Here is a 24,702-nt window from a genome sequence, read left to right on the forward strand (position 1 = left end):
CGGATGAGTGCGATGATCGGCCGGCCGCGCGCAGCGACGGCCCTCGATCTGGGGCGAGCGACGCACGGATCAACACGGATATTCTCCGATCAGCGGCGTGCGCACACCCGGGTCGGCATGCCCTGTCGGCAGCCGAGAGGCGCTACCCGAGAGCCGAGGAGAACGGTCATCGATCGATGGTTCCGGACCGGTGCACGCACCGGGTCCGATCGCAACAAGTGGATCGTCCTGGTCGCGGTGGCGGCGCTGTCGGCCACCCTGATCGCCGTGCCCGCGTTCACGGGTTCGAGCGCACCGCATGCCGATCCGCGCAGCGAGCCGATCTCGAACCGCGTCGATCTGCGGCCCGACCTCTCGGAGACGCCCGGTCGCGGTGGTGCGCCGGCACCCGTCCCCGGCCTGCTCCGCCCCGCCGCGCTCGCCATGCCCGAGTTGCCGCGCTCGATCGCCGCGACCCCCTCGCAGGTCGTCTTCCGGGCCACCCAGGGGCAGGGCTGCGATACACCGCAGGGGCTCTCGATCGTCACATGGAACGGCCCCGAGTACGCGTGGAACGCCTCGGCGAATGCTGCCTGGGTCCACCTGTCCCAGTCCACGGGCACCACGCCGTCGCAACCGACGGCGACCGCCGACTGCGCTGGGCTTCCCGTCGGCGTGCACCACGCGACCGTCACCTTCACCGCCGCCGGTGCCTCAGGCTCGCCGCAGACGGTGGCGGTGAGTGCCGTCATCAATCCGGCGTCGTTCGTGACCACGACGACTTGGAAGGACGGTCATCGCGGGGCGTTCAGCTCGTCGACCGATGACAGCCGTCTGAGCGGGTACGCCGAGCTCGTGTCGAACGGGGTCGGCGGAACGTTCGTCATGAACGGCACCACGCCCCCGCCCGAGTATGCGGACATGCACGCTTCGGGAATGGAACTCGGGTCGCACCTCGTCAGCCATTACTGCACGCCCGTCGACGGGCCCACGTTGCGCGACGAGATCGAGCGGAACGTCGCCGGGGTGGCGATCGCGACCGGGACGCTCGACGACGTCGCCACCCTCGTCTGGCCGTGCGGGTTCCGCTCGCTCGAGTACGGCGTGGTCGCGGCGCGCTACTTCACCTCCGCGCGTGGCTACAACATCAACCAGCTCGAGAGCGCGACGCCGTTCGACTTCATGAACCTGAAGTCGTTCAACTCGCACGAGCACGAGCCGGTGCCGCCCGCCGACCTGAAGTCGATCGTCGATGCGGCGGAGCAGCAGGGCGGCTGGGCGAACCTCGTGCTGCACGACTTCACCAACGACGACGGTGCGATCCGGTACGCCACGACGAAGGATGTGTGGGTGGCGCCGATCGGCACCGTCGTGAACTACATCCTGCAACGCGATCGCACGGTCATCACGTCCCCCACGGCGACCGCCGACACGCTCGGCTTCGACTTCTCGCGCATCGGACTGCCGACCTCCCCGCTGCGCGACTTCGAGTCGACCATCCACGCGGCCGACGAGGTGACGTTCAAGGTCGACGTGAGCACCGCGCCCTGGGTGTCGCACGTGCGCGTGGGCGGAGTCGATCTGCCGTTCGAGGTGCGAATCGAGGGCGGGGGCAAGTCCGTGTACTTCTCGGCGCCCGTGACGCTCGCGACACAGCACGCCGAGATCGGCCTCTCGGATGTCGTTCCGCCGGTGATCTCGGCCGCGCCGGCGGCGTTGTCCTTCTCGGCGACCACCGGCCAGCCGGTCGACGACCTGACCGTCGAACTCGCCAACGCCGGAGCCGGCACCCTCTCGTGGAACGCCGCCGTCACGGGTGCCGGCGCCGAGTGGCTGTCGGTCACCCCGGCCAGCGGCACGGGATCCGGCACGCTCACCGTCCACGCCGACAGTGCGTCGCTGCCGCCCGGCACCCACACCGCCGCCGTCACGGTCAGCGCTCCCGGTGCGACGCCCAAGTCCATCCCCGTCACGCTCCGTGTGTCCGACAACACGGCGCAGGCGTTCGCGTTCGACTATGCGAACCGCGGAGAACTGCTCGCGGACGGCTGGGACTTCCTCGCCGAGACGCGCACCGGCGCGGTGCGCAATACCGAGCAGACCTCGGGCGCGACCGTGTCGTACTCCTCGTCGGGGCTGCGGATCCCGGCGGATGCCGGCGATCTCTGGCAGGAGCTCAACGACACCCGCAACAGTCTCTTCCGCGACCTCCCCGAAGACTGGACGCAGGTCGAGGTGTCGCTCGAGTTCGCGCCGACAGCCGACTTCCAGCAGGCCGGGCTCGTGGTGTACGGCGATGACGACGACTACGTGCAGGTCACGCGCAATTACAACTCCGGCATGGGCGGCCAGTCGACCGCGTTCATCAGCGAGACCGCCGGCGCGGCGAGCGAGGGCGCACCCGCCCTGCTCAGCGACACCGAGGTCGACCTGCGGCTGCAGCGCGACGGACTGGTCATCACCGGTTCGTTCTCGGTCGACGATGGCGCCACCTGGATCCCGGTCGGCGTCGCCGTGCGCAGCATCGCCTCCCCGCGACTGGGCATCGTCGTGGGTGCCTCGGCGGGCGGCTTCCCGGTCGCGACGATTCATCGCGCCATCGTGACCGCGGGAACGCCCGGGAATCCCACGGATCCGACCGATCCAACCGACCCGACGGATCCGACGGATCCGACCGACCCGACGGACCCGACCGACCCGACGGATCCGACGGATCCGACCGACCCGACGGAGCCGACGGAGCACAGGTTCTCGTTCGACTACGCCGACCGCTCGGCGCTGCTCGCAGATGGGTGGGACTTCACCGCGCGCACCCGGTCGGGTGCCGCGCGCGACACCGAACAGACGTCGGGGGCGGTGGTGGAGTACTCCGCGCAGGGGCTGCGGATCCCGGTTGATTCGGGCGACCTCTGGGAGGGACTGAACAACACCCGGAACAGTGTGTTCCGCGACGTGCCCGACGACTGGACGAGCCTCGAACTCGCGCTCGACTTCGCACCGCTCCAGTCGCTCCAGCAGGCGGGACTCGTGGTGTACGGGTCCGACGACGACTACGTTCAGATCACCCGGGTGTTCAATCCGTGGGTTGGTGGGCAGTCGATCGCGTTCATCGGGGAGTCGGGCGGCTCGGCGGTCGACGCGGCGCGGGCGTATGTCGCACCCACCTCGATGCGCCTGCGGCTCGACCGCAACGGCGGGCTCATCACGAGTTCGTACTCCACGAACGACGGCGCCACCTGGAACCCCGTCGGCACGCTCGAGGGCGAGATCGAGCACCCGCGTCTCGGCATCGTCGTCGGAGGTGCCGTCGGCGGTGCGTCGGCGCTCGTCCGCGACGCGGTCGTGCGGGCGGCGTCCTCGACGCCGACGCCCGAGCCGCAACCGGAGCCGACGCCCGAGCCGACACCGGAACCGCAACCTGAGCCGCAACCTGAGCCGCAACCGGAGCCGACGCCGGAGCCGACGCCGACGCCGACGCCCGAGCCGACCCCGGAGCCGACGCCGACGCCCGAGCCCGAGCCGACGCCGGAGCCCGAGCCGACGCCGGAGCCCGAGCCGACGCCGACGCCGACGCCGACGACCAGGTTCGACTTCGACTACGCCGATCGCGCAGCGCTCGTCGGCGACGGCTGGGACTTCCTGGCACGGACCTCGTCGGGCACGGTCCGTGACACGGAGCAGCTCGCCGGTGAGAGCATCGTGTACTCACCGGCCGGGCTCGCGATTCCCGCCGGACCGGGTGACCTCTGGGAAGGGCTGAACAGCACGAGGAACAGTCTCTTCCGTGAGCTCCCGGCCGACTGGGCGAGCGTTCGGCTCTCGTTGCAGTTCGACCCGGGCACCAACTTCCAGCAGGCCGGGGTCGTCGTCTACGACTCCGACGACGACTACGTGCAGGTCACGAGGAACTTCAACTCGGGACGAGGCGGATCCGGCTTCGTCATGGTGTCGGAGCGCGACGGTGTCGCGACCGCGCCGGGCCAGGCGGCCTCGTCGGCCACGACGATGGTGCTGCAGCTCGTTCGCCTGGGCTCGACGATCGAGGGTTCCTACTCCATCGACGACGGTGCGACCTGGACTTCGCTCGGATCGACTACCGCGACGTTCGCCGCGCCGCGTCTGGGCATCATCGTCGGTGCATCCGAGGGCGGTTCCGTCGCTGCCGTGATCCGATCGGCGAGCGTGACCACTGCCGAGTGAGCGTTCCCCCCGAGCGGGGGGACCCCATTCTGGGGGATGACCGCCCGAGGGCCGTGTGCGACAGTGAGTCAACGTCATCATCCGACGCACCCCACCCGACACGCGAGTCAGCGAGATCGATCCCTATTCGACCTCGATCCGCGGCCGCGACCCTCGCTGCAGACCCGACTACCCACGCAGGGGAAGAGACCACCCATGACCAGAACCCTCGGCGTCGCCGTGATCGGCGCCGGCTACTGGGGCCCGAACCTCGCCCGCAACTTCCAGTACAGCCCCGATTGGCGGCTCGAGGCGATCTGCGACCTCGATCTGGATCGTGCGTCCGCGCTCGCGGCCCGGCTCGGCGGTGTGCGGGTGACCGCCTCGCTCGACGACGTGCTCGCCGACCCGGCGATCGACGCCGTTGCGATCGCCACGCCGGCACGCACGCATCACCCCATCGCAATGGCCGCCATCGCGGCCGGCAAGCATGTCGTGGTCGAGAAGCCGATCGCCGACGGCACGCAGCGCGCTCGTGAGATGGTCGCGGCGGCCGATGCCGCCGGACTCGTGCTCATGACCGACCACACGTACTGCTACACGCCCGCGGTACTCAAGATGAGGGAACTCATCGCCGAGGGCCACCTCGGGGACATCCTCTACATCGACTCCGTACGCATCAATCTCGGTATCATCCAGCCCGATGTCGACGTCTTCTGGGACCTCGCCCCGCACGACCTGTCGATCATGGACTTCCTGCTGCCGGGAGGCCTCGTGCCGGAGAGCGTCACCGCCGTCGGGGCGGACCCGCTCAGCGCGGGTAAGGCCTGCATCGGATACCTGTCGATGATGTTCCCCGGCGGGGCCATCGGCCACGCTCACGTGAACTGGCTCAGCCCCACGAAGATCCGTCAGCTCGTCATCGGCGGGTCGCGGCGCACGGTCGTGTGGGACGATCTCAGCCCCCAGCAGCGGGTCAGCGTCTACGACCGTGGCGTCGATCTCGATATCCAAGCCCTCGACGGCATCGATCGGGCGTCGGCCCTCATCTCCTACCGGCTCGGCGACACCTGGTCGCCCGCGCTGCAGGAGCGCGAGGCGCTGGCCGCGATGGTCGACGAGTTCGCCGAGGCGATCACGACGGGCCGCCCGCCGCGCACCGACGGCCAGTCCGGGCTGCGCGTGCTGTCGGTGCTCGAAGCCGCGTCCCAGAGCCTGCAGACCGGAACCGCCCAGGAGCGGCTGAACGCGTACGCCGGAGAGCCCAGATGACCGCGACACGGTCGCATCGGTCTGAACGCGCGGCCGATCTCGGAGCCGAGACGCTCGAGCTCAACCGAGGGATCTTCGATCGTCTGATCGACATCGCAAGTGGCAGAGCATCCGACGATCGGCTCGAGTCCGCCGTCGAATGGGTGCGTGTCGCGGCGAGTTTCGCGATGACGAATCCGGTGGGCGTGCTCCGAAGCGACCGTCTCGAAGCGGTGGTCGATCAGATCGCCGCCCGTGCGCTGCGCCCCTCGCCCCGCGAACGGCGCCGGTCCGCCACCGGCGAGTCGGCACCGCCTCGACGTGTGCTGCACGTCGTGAGTGAAGCTCGATCGATCGGCGGACTCACGCGACTCGCAGAACGCTGGATCCGCCACGACACCGCGAGCACATCGTCGATCGTCGTCACACTGCAGTCCGAGGTGGTCGAGCCGCTCGTCGCGGCCGTCGCCGCGTCGGGCGGAGTGACGGCAGCGTTCGGTCTCGGAGACGCCATCGCGCAGGCGGCCGAGCTGCGCAGGCTCGGCGAGGAAGCGGACTTCGTCATCTGCCACCTGCACCCCGGCGACCCTGTTCCAGCGCTCGCCTTCGGGGCCGGCTACCGAGGTGCACCCGTCGCGCTGTTCAACCATTCCGACCACCTCTTCTGGCTCGCACCGACGGGGGCGAGCCTGGTGGTCGACTTCCGCGAGGCCGGTGCCGTGCTCACCGAGTTCGGACGCGGCTACGGCACCGCTGCACGGCACCGGCTCCCGTTGCTCGTACCCGGGGCCGCGGCGAGCGGACTCCGTGACGAAGCCAGGGCGAGACTCGGGTTCGCCGATGCCGACGTCGTCGCCGTGTCGGTGGCCCGTGCGGTGAAGTTCGAGGACACCCCGCTCGAACCGAGGTTCGCCGACCTGATCGCCGAAGCGCTCGACCGGAACCCGCGACTCGTGTACTGCGCGGTCGGCCCCGGCCCCGACGACTCGCCCTGGCCGGGTCTGCTCGCACGATATCCGGGCCGGATTCGCTTGACCGGCCCGCTTCCCGACCCGCAGGCGTGCCTGAATGCGGCGGATCTCTACCTCGACACGTTCCCGTTCTCGTCGCTCACCTCATTGCTCGAGGCGTCGTCGGCGAATCTGCCCGTGCTCACCTTCGACGGGCACCACGGGTTGCGCAAGGCCCTCGGCATCGCCGATTTCGTCGCTGACGACCTCGACCGACCCGACGACCTCGCGACCTTCCAACGCCGCCTCACCGACCTGGTGGGCGACGACGGGCTTCGTCGCGCGCGCGGTGCCGCCGCCCGGGGGGTGTTCGACCAGCTCACGACGGACGGATCCTGGCTCGATCGACTCGAGGCCCTGTACACGCGACTCGACGAGCTCTCCGCGGCCGGCCGCACGATCGGCGAGACGCCCGCTCCGCCTGCGAGTGACGAGCTCGCCGATTACAGCCTCGCGATCCTCGCGATCGAGCAACGGTCACCGTTGCTGTGGTCGCTGCATGGTGCGATCGCCCGGCTCGATGAGCGGGATCGACGCGCGATGCGGATGCGCACCGTGACCGCGAGGGCCGTCCGAAAGCTCGACTCGATCGTCGGGTGGTCGCCCCGCAACGTCGACCGACTCCTCCTTCCCGCCGCGCCGTGAGCCCTGACGAGACGATGCAGAACATGACCGATACCCTCCGCGCAACCGAAGACACCGCCGCCGACCCGGGGCCGGTGCCGTTCCTGGACCTCGCCGCTCAGCAGGCCGAGGTCGCCGACGAGGTGCTGGCGACCTGGCAGCAGCAGCTCGTGACGGCCTCGTTCATCGGCGGGGTCGAGGTCGCGGCCTTCGAGCGCGAGTACGCCGAGTACATCGGTGTCGAGCACTGCATCGGCGTCGGCAACGGAACCGACGCGATCGAGCTCGCGCTCCGAGCCGTCGGCGTCGGCAGGGGAGATGAGGTCATCCTCCCGGTCAACACGTTCATCGCCACCGCCGAGGCGGTCAGCCGCGTCGGCGCGACGCCGGTGTTCGTCGACGTCGATGACGAGCACCTCCTCATCGATCCGCGGGCGGTCGATGCGGCGGTCTCCGAACGCACGCGTGTGGTGATCCCCGTTCACCTGTACGGGCAGACCGCTCCGGTGGAGGCGATCGAGTCCATCGCCCGACGCCACGACCTCATTGTGGTCGAGGACGCCGCGCAGTCGCAGGGAGCCTCGTCTGCGGCCGGGCGGGCGGGCGCGCTGGGCCGGGTCGCCGCGACGAGCTTCTACCCCGGCAAGAACCTCGGTGCGGCCGGTGACGCGGGCGCAGTGCTCACGAACGATGCGGCGGTGGCCGGTGTCGTGCGCGAGCTGGGTTCGCACGGCAGCAGGGTGAAGTACGTGCACGATCGGGTCGGCGGCAATTCGCGCCTCGACTCCGTGCAGGCGACCGTGCTCCGCGCGAAACTGCGCCGCTTGGACGGATGGAACGCGAACCGTCGTGCCGCGGCGGCACGGTACGCCGAACTCCTCGCGGATGCGCCCGGCGTGCGGATTCCGGTCTCCCGGCCCGGCAACACCGATGTCTGGCATCTCTACGTCGTCCGCGTCGACGAACGCGACCGCGTGCTCGACGGCCTCGCAGCGGCAGGCATCGGCGCGGCCATCCACTACCCGGTTCCGCTCCACCTCACCGGTGCCTACCGCGACCTCGGGTACCGGGAGGGACAGTTCCCGATCGCCGAGGCCAGCAGCAGCCGGATCCTGTCGCTGCCGATGTCTCCGCACCTGTCCTCCGCGCAGCAGGAACGGGTCGCGGAGGTCCTGCGCGATCTCACCTCGGCAGGGGCAGCAGCGACGTGAGCGAGCGGACTGCGCAGCCTGAGCGCGACCTCGCAGGGCGCGCGGCGTCCGGTGTCGCGTGGGGTGTAGCGCAGAAGTGGGTCATCCGGGTGACCGGCTTCGTCACGGTCGCGATCCTGACGAGGCTGCTGGCGCCGGCCGACTTCGGTGTGGTCGCGATCGCGCTGTCCCTGCTCCCACTCGTCCAGCTCCTGTCGGATCTCGGGTTCTCCACCTATCTCGTACAGGCGGACCGGCCGACCGCACGGTCGTACAGCACGGCGTTCTGGTTCTCCGCGGTCGTCGGCATCGTGCTCGGCGGATTGCTCGTGCTCGTCGCCCCGCTCGTCGGTCTCGTCCTCGACACCCCCGAAGTCGTGCCGGTGATCTACGGCCTCGCCCCGGCGGCACTTCTCGTGACGCTGGGATCGGTGCCGCTCGCCCGGCTGCGACGCGAGATGCGGTTCCGCGCCATCGCCGTCCAGGCCGTCGTCGCCGGCGCAGTCGGACAGGCGATCGCGATCGCGATCGCGCTCATGGGGCTCGGAGTGTGGGCCCTCGTCGCCCAGACCCTCGCCTATCAGGCCGTCGCAACCACGCTCGCCTGGATCGCATCGGGGTGGCGGCCGGCCTTCGCCTTCTCGGGGGCGGAACTCGACCGCATGCTGCGATTCGGAGCGAAGGTCATCGGTGTCGAACTCGTTGCGCTGTCGCGGGTGTGGCTCGAGAACGCCATCATCGTCTCCGCCCTCGGCACCACCGGACTGGGCTATCTCGCCATCGCGCAGCGCCTCATCCAGATCGCCCAGGACCTCACGGTGAGCGCGCTCGTCCCGGTGTCGGTCGTGGTGTTCGCGCAGGTGCGCGAATCGGTCGACCGGCTCCGATCCGGGTATCTCCGCGCACAGGCGGTGTCGTACGCGGCCGTCACCCCGATCATGCTGGTGATCGCGGTCGGGGCTCCGGCTCTCATTCCCGTGTTCTTCGGTGATCAGTGGGGTCCGAGCGTCGCGCCCGCCCAAGCACTCGCGGTCGCCGGAATCCTCACCCTGAACGCCCTCGACCAGGGGCTGCTCTACGGGGTGGGTCGACCCGGCTTGTGGTTCTGCTACGCGCTCGTCGTCGACGCCGTCACCATCCTCGTCACCTTCCTGGTCGCCCCGTACGGTCTGCTCGCGGTGACCATCGGCTTCCTCTGCGTGGCCGCAGCCGCCACCGCGGCGCGATGGATTCTCGTCGGGCGGGTGCTCGAGACGCAGTGGCAGCGGATCGCGGGTCCGCTCGTGCGAGTGAGCCTGCCGGCGCTGTGCGCGGCGGCGGCAGCGATCGGCGTGGGGATGCTCACGGCCGGGCTGCCGGACTGGGTCACCGTGCTGCTGCTCGGTGTCACCGTCGTCGTGGTGTACGTGCCGCTCGTTCGGCTGACATTGCCCGTCGCGTGGGCCGAGCTCGCACGGCTCACGAGCGCGCTGCTGCGCCGGATCGCCCGAACGAGGAAGGAGTCGTGAGGATGCTTCCGCGACCGTTGCCCGCGGGCATCGAGCCTCGCGTCTCGGTGGTGATCCCGTGCTACAACTACGCCCGGTACCTGGAAGACTCGGTCGGCTCCGTGCTCGCTCAAGAGGGCGTGGACCTCGACGTCGTGATCCTCGACGACGCGTCCTCCGACGACAGCGTCGCAGTCGCGGAGCGCATTGCGACCCGGGATCCGCGAGTCCGTCTCGTTCGGCACGCGCGCAATCTGGGCCATGTCGAGACCGCGAACGAGGCGCTGGGGCTGGCGACGGGCGAGTTCGTCGTCAAACTGGACGCCGACGACCTGCTGACTCCCGGGTCGCTCGCGCGATCGACCGCACTGCTGACCGCGTATCCCTCGGCGGTGCTGTGCTACGGGTACCCGCAGGAGTTCCGCGGCACCCCGCCGGCGGACGTGCCGACCTCCGTCTCCGGTTGGACGATCTGGGAGGGCCGGGACTGGATCGAACGGGTGCTGCGGCGCGGCCACAACGTCATCATGCAGCCCGAGGTCGTCGTGCGCCGCACCGCGGTCGTGGAATCGGGCGGATATCGCCCGCAGCTGCGCTGGGCCGAGGACTACAACTGGTGGTTGCGGCTGGCGACGATGGGCGCGATCGGCAGGGTGGATGGTGCGACGCAGGGCCTCTACCGGGTGCACGACAAGAGCTTCCAGAGATCGGCCGACGACATCGAGCTCTCGGATCTCGAGGCGCGTGTCGCAGCGGTGACGATGTTCTTCGAGGAGTGCGGTCCGCGGCTCAGAGACCACGGAAAACTGCACGCCGTCGCGCTCTCGTCGCTCGCGCGCGACGCCAGGCGCCTCGGCGCCCGCGCTGCGGAGCGACCGTCGGGCGGGGCGGACGCCGCCGCGAAGTTCTCGGAGGTTGCCCGGGATCTCGAGCGAGCGCCGGGTGTGGGCCGGAGGACGACCCTGTCGTCGAGCCCGACGGTGCTCGGTCGGCACTATCGTCAGCTGGAGGATCGGCTGCGTTGGCGGAGATGGCGGAGGCACGGCATATGAGCGCATCGACCTCGGCCGCGCGACGGCCGTCGCCGCATCATCGGACGGTGTCGACGGTCGCCCAGACGCCCGGAACGCGCCCTCGGGTGAGTGTGGTGATCCCCTGCTTCAACTACGGCCGGTACCTCGCCGCCGCGATCGACAGCGCACTGGCGCAGGCCGGGGCGCAGATCGAGGTCATCGTCGTGGACGACGCATCGACCGACGATTCGGCTGCGGTCGCCACCGCCTACGGCGAGCACGTGCGGCTGGTGCGCCATACCCGGAACAGCGGGCCGGTCGCGACCTTCAACGATGGGCTCGCCGTCGCGACCGGCGAGTACCTCGTCCGGCTCGACGCCGACGACATCCTCACGCCCGGCTCGGTCGCCCGCGCGGTCGCGCTCGCCGAAGCCGAGCCATCGGTGGGGCTCGTCTACGGTCGCCCCGTGCACTTCGCCGGGGATCGTCCGTCGACGCATCGGGCGCATGCGACGCGGTGGCGGATCACCGACGGCCCCGCCTGGCTCGATCTGCGGTGCGAATCCGGCGTCAACTGCATCACGTCGCCCGAGGCGCTGATGCGCATGTCCGTGGTGGCCGAGGTCGGCGGTCAGCGCCAGCTCGCCCACACCCACGACATGGAGATGTGGATGCGCATCGCCCGGGTGTCGGACGTCGGCTGGATCGATGGTGCCGACCAGGCGTGGCATCGAGAGCACCCGGCGAGCCTCTCGGCGACCGACACCGACGTGATCGGCGACCTGGAGGAACGTCTCGCGGCCTTCGAGGTGCTGCTGACCGATGGTCTCGGCGACTCGGTGGCGGATGCCGCCCGCCTCGCGGTCGCCAGGCGAACCCTCGCGATCGAGGCGTTGCGGCGAGCGATCGCGGCGTGCGTACGAGGACGCGGCACCCAGGCGGAGATCGTCGACTACCAACGGTTCGTCGATGCGTCCGGGGCGGATCTGACCGGCGTGCGCGAAGTGCGGCTGCTCGCCCGGGCGCTGCGTCTCGGTTCGGGCGCGGGCCGATCACCGGCGCTCGTGGCCTGGGCGGTGGGCAACCGGCTTCGAGCTGCGCGCGCTCGCCGCCACTGGGAGAAGACCGGACTATGACGAGCGATCGATCCGAAGAGGAGATGCCATGACGCACATCGGACTCGGTGAGCTCGTCCGACGGGTGCGGCGAGACGGTGTCGGCGGTGTGTCGAGACGGGTCATCTACGAGCTCTACCATCGCAGCGGAGCATCCTCACTCGGGCGCGCGATCGCCGACGCCGACCTCGTCGGGGCGAGCGCGCTCGACCTGCCGACCCTCGACGGACCGGCGCCCGCGGACGCGAAGGTCGGCTGGGTGATGGCCGCACCCGCCGCCGGATCCGGCGGGCACACCACCCTGTTCCGAATGATCGCCGGGCTCCGCGAACGCGGCCTCAGCAGTGTGATCTTCCTGTACGACGCGCGCGGCGGAGACCTCGAGCGCCACGCGCGCGTCATCCGCGAGCATTGGCCGTGGCTGGACGCGGAGATCCGCGACGCGCGCGCGGGCATCACCGGAGTGGCTGCGGCGGTCGCGAGTTCGTGGGAGAGTGCGCATGTGCTCGCGAAGTACGGCACCGCCCCGATGGCGCGACTCTACTTCGTGCAGGATTTCGAACCGTTCTTCCATCCGCGCGGCTCGACGTACGCGCTCGCGGAGAACACCTACCGGTTCGGCTTCCGGATCATCGCGCTCGGGCGAATGGTGCACAGCCTGCTGCTGGAGCGCGGCGTGGCATCCGACCTCGTCCCGTTCGGGCGCGACGCCCAGTCGTACCGGTTCGAGAACCGGGGCGATCGCAGCGGGGTCCTGTTCTACGTCCGCCGGCAGAACGAGCGTCGCGGCTACTCGCTCGGCACGCTCGCGCTCGAGGAGTTCCATCGCCGCCACCCTGAGCAGACGATCCACACGTTCGGTGACACCGTGAGCAACTGGACCGTTCCCGTGATCGATCATGGGAACCTCGACCCGTCTCAGCTCAACGACCTCTACAACCGGGTGCTCGGCGGACTCGCCCTGTCGTTCACCAACGTGTCGCTCGTGCCGGAGGAAATGCTCGCCGCCGGAGCGATCCCCGTGGTCAACGACGATCCGTACGCTCGCGTCGAGCTCCGCCACTCGCACGTGGTCTGGGCTGCGCCCGATCCCTCCGCGCTCGCCGAGGCGCTCTGCACCGTCGTGGAGGCGCCGGATGCGCGGCGACGAGCTGCGGCCGCCGCAGGCGAGGAGGAATCCGCCTCGGTGAGCTGGTCGACGGTGCAGGACGCGGTCTTCGCGATCATCAGCGACGAACTGCGCGGCCCGGTGTCGCGCGGAGCGGGCGCAGCGATCTCCGAGGTTGTCGGCATAGGCTCGTCGCCCGTGCCCCCTCTGCAGGCGGCGCCGACCGACGACGACCATCCTCTGCGAGAGCGGCCGACATGACCTTCCGAGACCTCGTCCTCGTCCTCCTGCGACGGTGGTACGTGCTTGCGGTCGTCTTCGCGGTCGCGATCAGCGGATTCGTCTGGCTCGATCGGAGCGGCGGATCGTACGTGAGCAAGCCGATCGTCGCCTTCATGCTGCCGGGCGGGGTGGCGCTGCGGCCCGACAACGGCATCGACGCCGAGGGCGTCATCGGATTCGCCGCCACCATCGCCGAGGCGGTCAACAACGGTCGTCCGATCGACCGGTACGCCGCTGAGGATGCTCCCGCCTACGGCGCCGGGGTTCGCGAGGGCGTGCGGATCGGCGTCCCGAACGTCGGCGGCCAATGGGGCATGAGCTTCACCCGAGCCGAGATCGCCGTGTCGATCGTCGGCCGGACCGAGGAATGGGTGAAGGCGAGGCAGCGGGAGGTCCTCGGGCGGATCCTGACGACTGCCGATCGCGAGCAGGCCATGCGCGGTGCGGCGCCCGACGCCCACATCGACACGTTCGTGATGCCGCTCTCGACCTCGATCGAACACGTCCAGAGCAGCACACGCGACCGCTTGCTGGCGCTCGGCGCCATCCTGGCGGCCGCGCTCATCACCGGCGGTTGGCTCGCCGTCCTGTTGGACCGAGGACTCCGCCGGTTCCGGCGGCCGAATCGAGCGGACGCGGATTTGCGCGGACCAGCGGTGAACACCGGATAACGTGATCCTGACCCGAAGAGTGGACGCCCTATGAACCTCACCGAGAGCCTGCGCATGTTGATGCGGCGCTGGTACCTCTTCTTTCCTGCAGTCATCCTGACGATGGTGCTGGCCTTCGTCGTGTTCTTCCTGGTGCGTCCGACCTACGAGCGCAACGCGAGCCTGCTGCTCCTCCCCGACTCGGCGAGCATTCCCGAGGGCGGCAACCCGTACCTCTTCATGTCGGGCTTGTCCGGGGTGGGCGACGTCGTCGTCCGGGCGGCGAACTCCCAAACCTTTCACGACTCGATCACCGATGAGCACCCGGGCACCGAGGTCGTGATCGGACGCGATCAGTCGACGGCGAGCCCGGTCATCGCGATCTCGGTCGAATCCGACGACGACGACATCGCGGGCGTCGTGCTCACGACGTCGATCGAGCATGTCACCTCGACCCTCAACGCGCTGCAAGCCGACGAGGGCATCAGCTCGGATCGCCGGATCGTCGCAGTGCCGCTGGTGGCCGACGACACCGGTGTGGTGGTGCAGCGGACCCGGTTCATGATCACCGCGGGCGTCGCCGCGGTCGGCCTGCTGATCAGCATTCTCACGCCCGCGATCGTCGAGGGGATGAGTCGCCGCAGGCGTCGGGTGGGGGCGGCGGTGGCCGAGCAGCCCGCCGATGACGCCGACGTGTCCGTGGACGTCGCTCGTCCGAGCGATCCTCCGGTGAGCGCGGTCCGGGACGACCCCTGGGCGAGCGAGCGCGAGCGGGGTCCCGTGTCCGACGACGCATTCCGAAGATGACCGCGCCCGAGGCATTCAATCCGATCCCTGCACGCGACCATCGCGGGTTCCAGCGTCGACGTGGTCTCGACGCGGTCACGATGCTCACCGTGTACATCGCACTGGTGTGCCTCGTGCCGTCGAATCTCGCGATCAGTGCGCTGGGCACCCTCGGTCGTCCGTCGCTGCTCTGGGGGCTGTTCCTCGCGCTCTGGTGGGTGACGCACAACGTCCAGGCACACGGCCGCGCGGTGGTCCCTCCGCCGCAACCGGTGCGACTCGCGCTCGCCGCGTTGATCGTCGTCGCGCTCGTCAGCTTCGCCGTCGCAGTCCTGCGCGGCCAGCCCGCAGACCAGGTGACACCGGCGATCAACGCGCTCATCCGCTTCGTCTCGTACGGTGGGGTCGCGCTGGTCGCGATGGATGGCATCCGCACGATGCGGGACCTGCGCACCCTCGTCGCGCGGTTGGTGCTGCTCGTCGGCGTCGTGGCGTTGCTGGGACTCGTGCAGACCGGTACGGGGATGTCGATCGTGGACGAGATCAGCATCCCCGGGTTCAACCGCACCGAAGAGGGTGGCATCCAGGTGCGCGGATCATTCGTGCGCGCGGCGGGGACCGCGGTGCATCCGCTCGAGTACGCGACGGTGCTGGCGATCTGTCTTCCGCTCGCGCTCGCCTACGCCATGGTCGGGGAGCATTCGAAGCGGAACGGACTGTTCCACCTGCGGCTGTGGCTCCCGCTGCTCGTCATCGCGAGCGCGACGCTGGTGTCGGCGTCGCGGTCCGCCCTGCTCGGCTTCGGCGTCGGGCTCATCGCGATGCTGCCGGCTCTGCCGCGTCGTGCACGCGGCTACACGCTCTTGGCGACCGCGGTGCTCGTCGCCGCGGTGATCGTGGTGTTCCCGGGCATGTTCGGCACCATGATGTCGATGTTCACCGGCGTGTCCACCGAGCCGAGCGCGATCTCACGCACGACGGGGCTCGCTCGGGCACCGGGGTTCATCGCGGTGTCGCCGCTGGTCGGGGCCGGCCTCGGCACGTTCCTGCCGCGGTACTACATCTTCGACAACCAGTGGGTGCTGTTGGCGGTCGAAATCGGCTTGCTCGGCGTGCTCGCGTTCGCGAGCCTGCTGCTCACCGCGATGTGGAGCGCTTGGGCGGCGCGCCGGGCCTCGGCTGAGCATGACGTGCTGCAATTCGGCCAGGGACTCGTGGCCGCGTGCCTCACCGCCGCGGTGCTCATGATCGGCTTCGATGCGTTGTCGTTCCCGATGTCTGCGAGCATCCTTTTCCTCGTCATCGGCCTCTGCGGTGCCCTGCGCGCCGTCGCCGACGCCGACCGCTGGATCCTGGCGTCGCTGCCCGATTCGAGTCCCGGCGGGCAAGCGCGCGCTGCCGGCTGACGTGCCCCGGCGGGCGCCCTTCGCGCGTCGGTCAGTCGAGAGCGATCCGATACACGTGGTGCGTGTGCTCGGCGGCGAACGTGTCGGTGAACTTCCCGCCGGTCACCTGGATCCGCCGGGCCTCGTCCACGACCTCGACGCTGGCGGCCGAGATCCCTGCCGGCAGGGTGAAGGTGCGGGAGCCGGTCGAAGCATCGGTCATCGCGAAGATGTAGGCGTAGCCTCCGTGCACCTTGAGCGCCGTCTCGAGTCCGGGGCCGAAGTTCCACACGTACGACTGCGTGTTGATCACGGGGGCCAAGGACCGTACCTGGGCGTTGATGTCGCGCACCGTGTTCTTGAGGGCCGTCGAGCACTGCACGAGCGAGTAGTTGCCGCACTTCCCGTCGTTGTTGTGCTGGAAGTACGCGATCCCCGATGCGCCGTGGATGATCGAGTTCCACACGGCGCCTTCGATCTGATCGCCGGTGATCGTGGTCGCCCCGTTCTCGGTCAGATAGGGCTTCGCGGTCTCGACGAACACCCAGTTCGGCTTGGCGCCGCTGGGGGACGTGAACGACTCCATGCGGTCCTGTTGCCATCCGTACGCGGAGGCGCTCGCAGGGTTCATGCCGCGCGGCCACGATGGCGTGGAGCGCAGGAGATCCTGCACGTGCGGGCTGGTGTAGGCGTACTTGTCGACGCTCGAGAGGTCGATCAAGCCGAGGTGGTCGTCCATGGTCGTCGGTGCCCACCACGTGCCCAGCACGCCGTTCCCGAAGTTGGCCTGAAGGAACCGGCCATCACCCAGCGATCTCGACTCGTCGGCGTACCGGCGCTGTGTGGCGAGCCGATCGAACTCCTCCCCGTCGCAGCCGCCGAGCCCCATCTCGCACTCGTCGCTGATGTGCCATCCGACGACGCGGGCGTTGCTGCCCACCTCAGCCGGCGTCCACTCGGGTTGGGCGATCACCGAGATCCCGTGGCGGGTGATCGAGCTCATCGTCGAACCGTCGTGCTCGGCGCCCATGTAGGTGTTGACGCCGATAGCGGCGAGGGCGGAGGCGTGGCCGGGCTTGCCGAAGAACACCGCGATCGGGAAGAACGAGGGGTCGGTCCACCCGGATGCGGCGGCCTTCGGGAACTTCGCGTAGTAGGACGGACCTCCGTACCACGGCTCGAGCGGAAGGTCGAGTGTCGCTCGCGGGTTCGGGGCGGTCGGGACCGGCGTCGCGGTCGGCGATGCGCTCGGCGGCGAGGTGACCGGGGGAGCCGTCTGCTGCGGCGGGGCCGGCGTCGGGGTGGTCGGGGGTGTCGGGTTCGGAGCTGACGTGGGGGTCGGCACGGAGGTCGGCACCGGAGCGGTCGTCGGCGTCGGCGGCGGCGCCGATGTGGCGGTAGGGCGGTCGCTTCGCCTGGGGATGAACCGCACATCGACGAAGTAGTTCGCGCTGCGTTGCTTGAACTTCGAATACTTGCCGTGGCCCTTGCCGTCGCGATAGACACCCGCGCCCTTGGGCAGGATGATGTGGCCGTGCTTCGTCCAGCGCGTGAAGGCGCGTGCGTCGACGACGTACTTCCCCTTCGGGGCGATGTAGGAGGCGATGTACGTCTTCCCGGGCTCGACGTCGACCGGCGTGTCGAAGTCGGCGGACACCCACCCCGTCGAACCGTCCTTCGGGAATCGCACGCTCGCCAGCCGCTCGCCCTCAGGGCCCCAGAGCGTTCCGACCTGCTGGCCGGTGGCTCCGCGCGGGCGGTAGAACTCGATGCCGACGACGGTTCCCGCTCGAGCGACCGAGAAGCGCACGCCGAGTTCGACCGGCCCGGACTTGCCGACCACGGTGGTGCGCGGTTGGGTGCGCTCGTCGAGGAAGCCGACTGCGGCGGCAGGGGCAGCGGTCGCCGTCAAGCCGATGGCCGCTGACCCCGCGGCGAGCGCTGCGGCGAGGGCGAGAGCGAAGAACGGGAGCGTGCGCGTCCTGGTTGCTCGTCTTCGGTCAGCGATACGTCGGTCCATGCGACCCTGCGAGTTCTGCGACACGTTGTTGTTCCCATGCTCGGTCGAGGTGTTCGTCGATCGAGTGTGGCGAGTAGGGTCCCGCACCCGCGGCACAGCCTAACATCGGCCTCGTGAGGCGTCGCAACCCCTTCGCGTGAACAACTCGGAACATGACGCCCACCCGTTCAGACCGTCCCGGCCTTCGTCTCGGCGGCCGCGGCCAGGTCATCGAGCACCCGGCGGTCGGTGGCGGAAGTCGATTGAACGTGGATGGCGAGGTGGTCAGCACCGAGTGCTTGCACGAACTCGGCCGCGCGCGCCGAATCGAGTGGAGCCGGGTCCCAATGGCTGTGGCAGCGGGTCTCAGCCGAGGTGAACGACTGCTCCGCATCCGTTCCGAACGCAGCCACGAACTCGCCGTACAGCAAGCACTCCGACAGCGCGAGTTCCGCTGCGAGCACGGTCGACCACGGGCGACCCGACACGGACTCGACACGCGCCAGCAACGCCCGCACGGTCGCCGGCGACCAGGTCAGGAAACTCGCGATGTAGTCGGCGGCGTCGGGGTCGGGGGAGGCGGTGCCGATGAGGCGCGCCGCGTTCGCGCGCCACTGGATGTGCTGGGTCATTCCGGAGTGCACGGCGCCGGGGTTCCGGTAGAGGCGCACCCGGTCGCCGTCGCGGAACATCGTCTCGTCGAGGTCGCGCACGACGAGCACATCGGAATCGACGATGAGCGCGACATCTTCGTCGAGGCTCGCGACGAAGGCGAGCTTCACCAACTGCTGGAGGATCCAACCGCGGACCGGCGGCCAGGGGTGACGCAGGTTCACCGCCGCGACGTTGAATCGTCGCGGCAGTCGCGCCAGACGGCTCAGCCGGCTCGTCGAGACGAACGAGCCCGGCAGGACGTCGAACTGGGAGTGCACCTGCAGTCGGTCGGACGCGAGTTCCGAGAACAGGCGGATGTCGGGCGGAGGAACCAGCACATGGTGCCGGATCCGTTCGGAGGTGTGCCGCAGCACCGATTCGTGCAGGCGTGCGAAGCTCTCGAAGTCGGGCGCGTAGCTCGGGGTGACGATCGCGAGGCTCATGTGCCGCTCCCGGCTCGGGTGGGTCGGGACGCGCGGGGCAGGTCTGCCCAGGTGCGTTCGGATGCCACGGTGCGAAGCGTGGCGCGATGCGCGGGCATCCACGCGCGAGCGAGTTCGTGGAGGACGACGGCTCCCCGATACGCCGCCGCAGCGACGCGACCGTGGTGCTTGCGTGCGTACCGGATGCGATTGACCGCCATGAGCCGCTCGAGGTCGACTGATGCGCCGGAACCGCCCTGCGTGTGTCGCACCACCGCCGTGGGCTCGAACCAGACCGCGTACCCGAGATCGCGCGCACGTCGGAAGAAGTCGGTCTCCTCCGAGTAGAGGAAGAACCGTTCGTCCCAGGGCCCGATCGTGCGGGCCGCGCCGGCGTCGATCAGCAGCGCCGCGCCCGTCGCCCAGTCGAGGGGGTGTGCGTTCTCGTAGGCGCCGCCGTCGGAGACCACCTCGGCGAACGCACCCGGGCGCGACGCGAACCGGCTCCCGAACGCCGCGTCGCCGAGCGCGCGGAGCAGCGTCGGCTCGCGTCGAATCGACGGGTACGTCTCGCCGTCCGCGTCGAGGATCTTCGGCACGACGATTCCGGCGCGGGACTCGCGGAGGCGTGCGCGGAGCGCAGCGACGGCACCGGGCTCGACGACGAGGTCGGGATTGAGCACGAGGATCGCGTCGGCCTCGCCGATCGACGCCATGGCGGCGTTGATGCCGCCGGCGTAGCCGAGATTGCCGCCCGTCTCTGCGACGACGAGGTCGGAGTGGCCGCGGGCGACGTGAAGCGTGGCATCCGATGAAGCGTTGTCGGCGACGATCACGCGCAGCCGCTGGTGCCCGGCTTCGTGTCGAAGCGAGGCGATCAGGCGGTCGAGGTCGTCCGCGCTCTGGTAGGTGACCACCACGATCGCGACGTCGACGGCCTCGTCGGGCCCGGCGAACCGGCCCGGGGGAGCGGTCGCGAGGTCGCGCGCGATCGGCGCGGAACCGACCGGCGCGGAACCGATCGGCGCGGAACCGACCGGGACGGCGCTGATCGGGCCGGGCGCGCTCACGGCGCTTCCGCCCCCGCACTGCTGCGCCGCAGCGTGCGATACGCACCCGGCCCGTAGACCAAGTAGCGCTTGCTGAGACGTTTGGGTTCGAGCATGAGACGCCAGGCCCACTCGAGGCCGTGCGACGAGATCCACTCGGGTGCGCGCGAGACGCGACCGGCGAGAAAGTCGACGACCGCGCCGAACGCGAGCAGCACCTTCGCGCCGGTCGCGGCGCCGAATCGGTCGATCCACAGCTCCTGGCGCGGCTTGCCGAGGCAGACGACGAGCAGGTCGACCCCCGCGGCGGCGATCTCGGCGGCGATCGCCGCCGAAGCATCCACATCGAGCAGTTCGGCGCGAGTCGGCGACCAGACGCCGCGGAAGTCGAGGCGGGGGTACTGCGCGCGCAGCGCCTCGGTCAGCCGGTCGCGCACCTCGGGCGCACCGCCGACGAAACCGACGGTGACGCCGTCGGCCTCGGCATGCGCGAGGATCGGTCCGATCAGATCGCTTCCGGCGAGGCGCGGCCACGCGTGCCCGGTGGTGCGGCGGGCCTGCGCGGCGATCGGCGCGCCGTCGATGAGGTACAGCCATCGGATGTCACCGTGCACGCCCTCGCGCAAGCCGAATGCGCCGCTCAGAATGCGCCGCTCGCCGAAGTAGTGCAAGTGATCGAGGTTCACCGAGACGACGCCCAGCGGGCGTTCGCCCGAGGTGAGCGAGCAGCGCCGGATGCGCTCGATGGCGTCGGCGTGCGCGTGCAGGTCGACGGGGACCCCGCCGAGCCGAACACGTTCGGGTTCGGTTCGGCCCTCGGCGGGGGGCTGGTGGCGGCCGGCGGGGGCTCGGCGGGGATCGACGCCGCCGGGCTCGGGATCGCGTCGGATGAGCGTCATGTCGGCTCCTCGACGAGCGATTCGCCGACCGAGCGGTACCGCTCCCCGGTGCGTGGGCAGACCCAGATGTCGGTCGGGCCCTCGACCAGCGGCACACCTGCGCGTCCGACCCACCCGACCCGGCGGGCGGGGACTCCGACGACGAGCGCGTGGGCCGCGACATCCTTGGTCACGACCGCGCCGGCGGCGACGAGCGCCCACTCGCCGATCACGACGGGTGCCACGCAGACCGCCCGCGCGCCGACGGACGCGCCCTGCCGCACCGTCACGCCGACCGCCGTCCAGTCGTCGGCGGACTTGAGGGTGCCGTCAGGATTCACCGCCCGCGGGAACTCGTCGTTCGTAAGGATCACGCCCGGGCCGATGAAGACGCCGTCCTCGAGGTGGGCGGGTTCGTAGACGAGCGCGTTGTTCTGCACCTTGCAGCGGTCGCCGAGCACGACACCCGGGCCGATGTACACGTTGCGGCCGATGATGCACTCGCGACCGATCATCGCGTGCTCGCGGACCTGGGTCAGGTGCCAGACCGCCGAATCGTCGCCGATCGCCGACGTCGGATCGATCGCCGCGCTCGCCGCGACGCGGACGGAAGGTGCAGCGTGGTCGTCGACTGCCACGGACACGGCGGTCATCGCTGTGCGCCCTCTGCTCCCGGCATGACGATGGGCATGCGCCGTCGGCCTGGGACGACACCGCGTGTCGACGGGAATGAGCGCATCACGGGCAGCTCCGGATCGGAGAGGGAGACCGCATCGGCGGTCTTCGGGTAGTCGGGTTGAACGGGTTCCGCGTCCCGGGTGGTGCCGGCCGGCCGGCCGAGGTTCACGATCGGCTCCCGGCCGAGCGGTCGTGCCCGGGGCGCAACTCGACGCTACTGATGTGCCACCGCGTTCTCTCCCCCCAGAGTGGGGGAACCCCCCTCAGGGGACACGACCGCACCGACCCCGTCTGCGGCCTGCTGGGCCGGCACCGACGCGAGGTGATGGGCCAGCCGAACCGCGAGGGTCGCGGCGAAGAACGTGGGATTCGCCTCGCCCGCCGTGCGGAACACGCTGCTCGAGGCGATGTAGAGGTTGCGCGTGCCGAACACCCGGCAGTCCCGGTCGACCACGCCATCGGCGGCATCCGTGCCCATGCGCGTGGTGCCGATGCTGTGGAACCCATCGGTCGCCTGCTCCCAGACCGATGCGCGCACCCCGTCGAGATCGTCGGCGAGGTATTCGACCCGGCCGATTCCCGACGCGCGCAGCTGCTCGTCGAGGAGTTCATGGCAGCGCAGCAGGGAGTCGATGTCCTCTTCGCGGTAGCGGTAGTCGATGCGAAGCTCGGGCCCCGCCTCGTCGGTGTGCATCCACACTCGGCTCTCGGGATCGGGAACCTGCTCGGCGTGGTAGTGCAGCGCGTACCGGCCGCCTTCGTTGCGCAGGATGAACCCGGGCTTCCGAATCGGCGACAGGTAGCGCTTGCGCAGGATGTCCAGCACCTCCGCGGCGGCCCGCCACGGTCGGCGCAGGATGTTGGCGATGTGGTGGCCGATGCGGTACGGCCGGGGGCCGATGTGCCGCAACCGGATGCCCTCGGCCAGGATGCGACGGCCGACGGGCGGAACGGTCAGCCCCAGGAACACGGCGGAGAGCGTCGCACTGCGGTGCTCGTACTCGTAGAACGGCGGATTGTCGAGGTAGAAGCTGGTGTTGAGCACGCGGTGGCGGCGCTGCGCCTGTTCGGTCAGTGTGAACCGTCGCCGGATGTAGGTGTCGTGCTCGTCGAGCTCGAAGTCGAGATCCGCGGAGCGGGCCGGATCGTTCAGCACGATGTCGGCCACGCTGCCCGTGAGATGGCCCATGTAGTAGCGACCGAGCGAATCGTTCGGCCCCCCGAACGCCGCCGGCCGTCGACGCTGGACGTCGAGCAGGAAGCGCGTCGTCTCGAGTCCGCCCATGGCGAGCACGTACGCGTCCGCGTGCAGCCGCGCGGTCGCGCCCGCCTGCTCGACCACGAGTGCGGAGACCGAGCCGTCCTCATCGAGGTCGAGGTCGGTGACGCGGCTTCCGGTGACGACCGTGATGCGCGGATCCTCGGCCACCAGCGCGCCGAGGCGCGGCCCGAGCTTGGGTTGGCGCGCCCATCGCTCGAGGTTCGACATCTCGAACTCGCCGAGCCCCTCCCAATCTGGGCGGCTCGATCGGAACTCGGCCGTGCCGCAGTCGAGGTACTCGGCGGCCGCCGCCTGCCACGGTGCCACGTCGGCGAAACCGATCGGCCAGTCGCTGCCCGGCACGTAGTCGCGCGCTTCGAAGTCGATCGGCTCGTAGGGTACGCACCGGCCGCCCCACAGCCACGAGGTCCCTCCGATGCCCTGGCGAAGGGTGAGCTGGAGCGGCGCGTGGCGGGCGTCGTCGATGATCCGGGTGCTGCCGATCTCGGTCGACTCGATGTCGCGCCGACCCGAGCGCTCGGTGCCGGCGTCGATGAGCAGCACTGTGCGTCCCGCGCGAGCGGATTCCATCGCGAAGGCGAGCCCGACCGGCCCGGCGCCCACCACGCAGCAGTCGTATCGGCCCGTCGGCAGGCCCTGTTCGGCCGCCGTGGTCACTGCGCCGCTCCGACGTGGGCGCGGCTGGACGCGTCGCGCTCCCAGGCACGCTGGTTCGTTCGCAGGATCTTCTCGGCGCGACGACGCGACACCGCTGTCAGGCCGACGTACCAGACCAGGTCGAGCAGGCTCCGGGGCCCCCGCACCGAGCTCAGCAGGGCGACACCGCGCGGGCCGGCCGACGAGGGGATGCCGAGCTCCACATAGCCGCGCCGCTGCCGGGTGAGCACGGCGAGCAGCCCCTCGGTGTCGCGGGGGGTGCGGACCCGCATCGGCCACGTCGCGATCACGCGTTTCTCCGTTTCGTCGAACTGGGCGTCGAACCACGAGTCGTCGGCGGTCACGCTCGGGAACTCGGGCAGGCGCCGGTGGCCGAACTCGTTCGCGGCGTAGCCGCCGGCCCCCCAGAGGCGAGACGCCGGTGCCGGGATGCGGCTGCGTGCGCGGTAGTACCCGCGCACCGGCGCCGTGGCGCCGCTCGTGTCGTACACGTAGGAGGGGCGCGCGGCGAGCAGGCCCGGCTCCTCGAGGGCGTCGAAGACCGCGATCACCGATTCGGGCGCGATCTCGATGTCGGCGTCGAGGTACAGCCGCGGCCAGGATGCGGCGATGCGGTCTCCGGCGTTGAGGGCCGCCGTCTTGGATGCCTCGGCGATCTCCTCGACCCGGACGTGCTCGAACTCCCTCGCGACCGAGGCGGTGTCGTCGGAGCATCCGTTGCAGACCACGATGACCTCGATGCCGGTGTGCGCGGCCAACGGAGCCAGCGAACGGAGCGTGCGCCCGATGACGGCGGACTCGTCATGCGCGGGGATGATCACCGCTCCGGTGCGATCCGGGGTCATCGCGTCGGCGGGCAGCCCTCGAGGTGACGTGGGCCGGGGGTCGACCGACCCGTCGGGCGGCACCTCGGCTGCGCTCGGGCGGGAGGGCGCCGCTGCGATCGACGGCTGGCGGTGCGGACTGGACATCGTGGTTCGGGTCCCTCTGGATCGTTCTGTGGTCTGGCGGGGCAAGCGGGAGG

Annotated in this window: 18 protein-coding genes; 11 read left to right on the forward strand and 7 right to left on the reverse strand. The window is 70.1% G+C overall.

Annotated features, from left to right (window positions below):
• The first annotated feature begins 3 nt into the window (after positions 1–3).
• The 11 genes from FLP10_RS17610 to FLP10_RS11890 all read left to right on the forward strand — a co-directional run bounded on the left by FLP10_RS17610 (position 4) and on the right by FLP10_RS11890 (position 16,080).
• Positions 4–4,179: a beta-xylosidase family glycoside hydrolase gene (locus FLP10_RS17610; protein WP_149161049.1), complete on the forward strand. Its 4,176-nt coding sequence runs from the start codon at positions 4–6 to the stop codon at positions 4,177–4,179.
• A gap of 195 nt (positions 4,180–4,374) precedes the next feature.
• Positions 4,375–5,430 (forward strand): Gfo/Idh/MocA family protein, encoded by a 1,056-nt coding sequence (locus FLP10_RS11845; protein ID WP_149161050.1) that lies wholly within the window; start codon positions 4,375–4,377, stop codon positions 5,428–5,430.
• Positions 5,427–7,064 carry a glycosyltransferase family protein gene (locus tag FLP10_RS11850; RefSeq protein WP_149161051.1) on the forward strand — a complete coding sequence of 546 codons (1,638 nt, stop codon included), beginning with the start codon at positions 5,427–5,429 and terminating at the stop codon, positions 7,062–7,064. The genes FLP10_RS11845 and FLP10_RS11850 overlap by 4 nt, the downstream gene beginning before the upstream one ends.
• A gap of 23 nt (positions 7,065–7,087) precedes the next feature.
• A complete protein-coding gene (locus tag FLP10_RS11855; RefSeq protein WP_149161052.1) occupies positions 7,088–8,254 on the forward strand; it encodes a DegT/DnrJ/EryC1/StrS family aminotransferase in 1,167 nt (388 codons plus the stop codon).
• On the forward strand, positions 8,251–9,741 hold the full coding sequence (locus FLP10_RS11860) for a lipopolysaccharide biosynthesis protein (RefSeq protein ID WP_149161053.1): 1,491 nt from the start codon (positions 8,251–8,253) through the stop codon (positions 9,739–9,741). Before FLP10_RS11855 ends, FLP10_RS11860 begins: the two co-directional genes overlap by 4 nt.
• 2 nt (positions 9,742–9,743) lie before the next feature.
• Positions 9,744–10,772, forward strand: coding sequence for a glycosyltransferase family 2 protein (locus FLP10_RS11865; protein ID WP_246150376.1), 1,029 nt, complete (start codon positions 9,744–9,746; stop codon positions 10,770–10,772).
• 86 nt (positions 10,773–10,858) lie between these two features.
• Complete coding sequence (locus FLP10_RS11870; RefSeq protein WP_168209188.1) at positions 10,859–11,869, forward strand: glycosyltransferase family 2 protein; 1,011 nt, start codon at positions 10,859–10,861, stop codon at positions 11,867–11,869.
• A gap of 28 nt (positions 11,870–11,897) precedes the next feature.
• Entirely contained in the window at positions 11,898–13,217 is a 1,320-nt protein-coding gene (locus FLP10_RS11875; RefSeq protein WP_210418393.1) for a rhamnosyltransferase WsaF family glycosyltransferase, read from the forward strand.
• On the forward strand, positions 13,214–13,909 hold the full coding sequence (locus FLP10_RS11880) for a hypothetical protein (protein ID WP_149161056.1): 696 nt from the start codon (positions 13,214–13,216) through the stop codon (positions 13,907–13,909). The genes FLP10_RS11875 and FLP10_RS11880 overlap by 4 nt, the downstream gene beginning before the upstream one ends.
• 30 nt (positions 13,910–13,939) lie before the next feature.
• Positions 13,940–14,695, forward strand: coding sequence for a hypothetical protein (locus FLP10_RS11885; RefSeq protein WP_149161057.1), 756 nt, complete (start codon positions 13,940–13,942; stop codon positions 14,693–14,695).
• A complete protein-coding gene (locus FLP10_RS11890; protein WP_149161058.1) occupies positions 14,692–16,080 on the forward strand; it encodes an O-antigen ligase family protein in 1,389 nt (462 codons plus the stop codon). Before FLP10_RS11885 ends, FLP10_RS11890 begins: the two co-directional genes overlap by 4 nt.
• Before the next feature lie 31 nt (positions 16,081–16,111).
• Here the strand turns inward: FLP10_RS11890 and FLP10_RS11895 are convergent, their stop codons facing one another.
• From FLP10_RS11895 to FLP10_RS11925, 7 genes are all read right to left on the reverse strand, one after another.
• Positions 16,112–17,971: a DUF4082 domain-containing protein gene (locus FLP10_RS11895; RefSeq protein WP_210418394.1), complete on the reverse strand. Its 1,860-nt coding sequence runs from the start codon at positions 17,969–17,971 to the stop codon at positions 16,112–16,114.
• Positions 17,972–18,246: 275 nt separating this feature from the next.
• Positions 18,247–19,155 (reverse strand): DUF6492 family protein, encoded by a 909-nt coding sequence (locus FLP10_RS11900; RefSeq protein ID WP_149161060.1) that lies wholly within the window; start codon positions 19,153–19,155, stop codon positions 18,247–18,249.
• Positions 19,152–20,204: a glycosyltransferase family 2 protein gene (locus tag FLP10_RS11905; protein WP_210418395.1), complete on the reverse strand. Its 1,053-nt coding sequence runs from the start codon at positions 20,202–20,204 to the stop codon at positions 19,152–19,154. Before FLP10_RS11905 ends, FLP10_RS11900 begins: the two co-directional genes overlap by 4 nt.
• The gene (locus tag FLP10_RS11910; protein ID WP_149161061.1) at positions 20,201–21,082 is read right to left on the reverse strand and encodes a WecB/TagA/CpsF family glycosyltransferase; all 882 of its coding nucleotides are present in this window, start codon (positions 21,080–21,082) and stop codon (positions 20,201–20,203) included. The genes FLP10_RS11905 and FLP10_RS11910 overlap by 4 nt, the downstream gene beginning before the upstream one ends.
• On the reverse strand, positions 21,079–21,714 hold the full coding sequence (locus FLP10_RS11915; protein WP_149161062.1) for an acyltransferase: 636 nt from the start codon (positions 21,712–21,714) through the stop codon (positions 21,079–21,081). The genes FLP10_RS11910 and FLP10_RS11915 overlap by 4 nt, the downstream gene beginning before the upstream one ends.
• 239 nt (positions 21,715–21,953) lie before the next feature.
• Complete coding sequence (locus tag FLP10_RS11920; protein WP_246150011.1) at positions 21,954–23,678, reverse strand: GMC oxidoreductase; 1,725 nt, start codon at positions 23,676–23,678, stop codon at positions 21,954–21,956.
• On the reverse strand, positions 23,675–24,649 hold the full coding sequence (locus FLP10_RS11925; RefSeq protein WP_246150012.1) for a glycosyltransferase: 975 nt from the start codon (positions 24,647–24,649) through the stop codon (positions 23,675–23,677). Before FLP10_RS11925 ends, FLP10_RS11920 begins: the two co-directional genes overlap by 4 nt.
• Positions 24,650–24,702 lie beyond the last annotated feature (53 nt).

Source organism: Agromyces intestinalis, assembly GCF_008365295.1.
Classification (GTDB): domain Bacteria; phylum Actinomycetota; class Actinomycetes; order Actinomycetales; family Microbacteriaceae; genus Agromyces; species Agromyces intestinalis.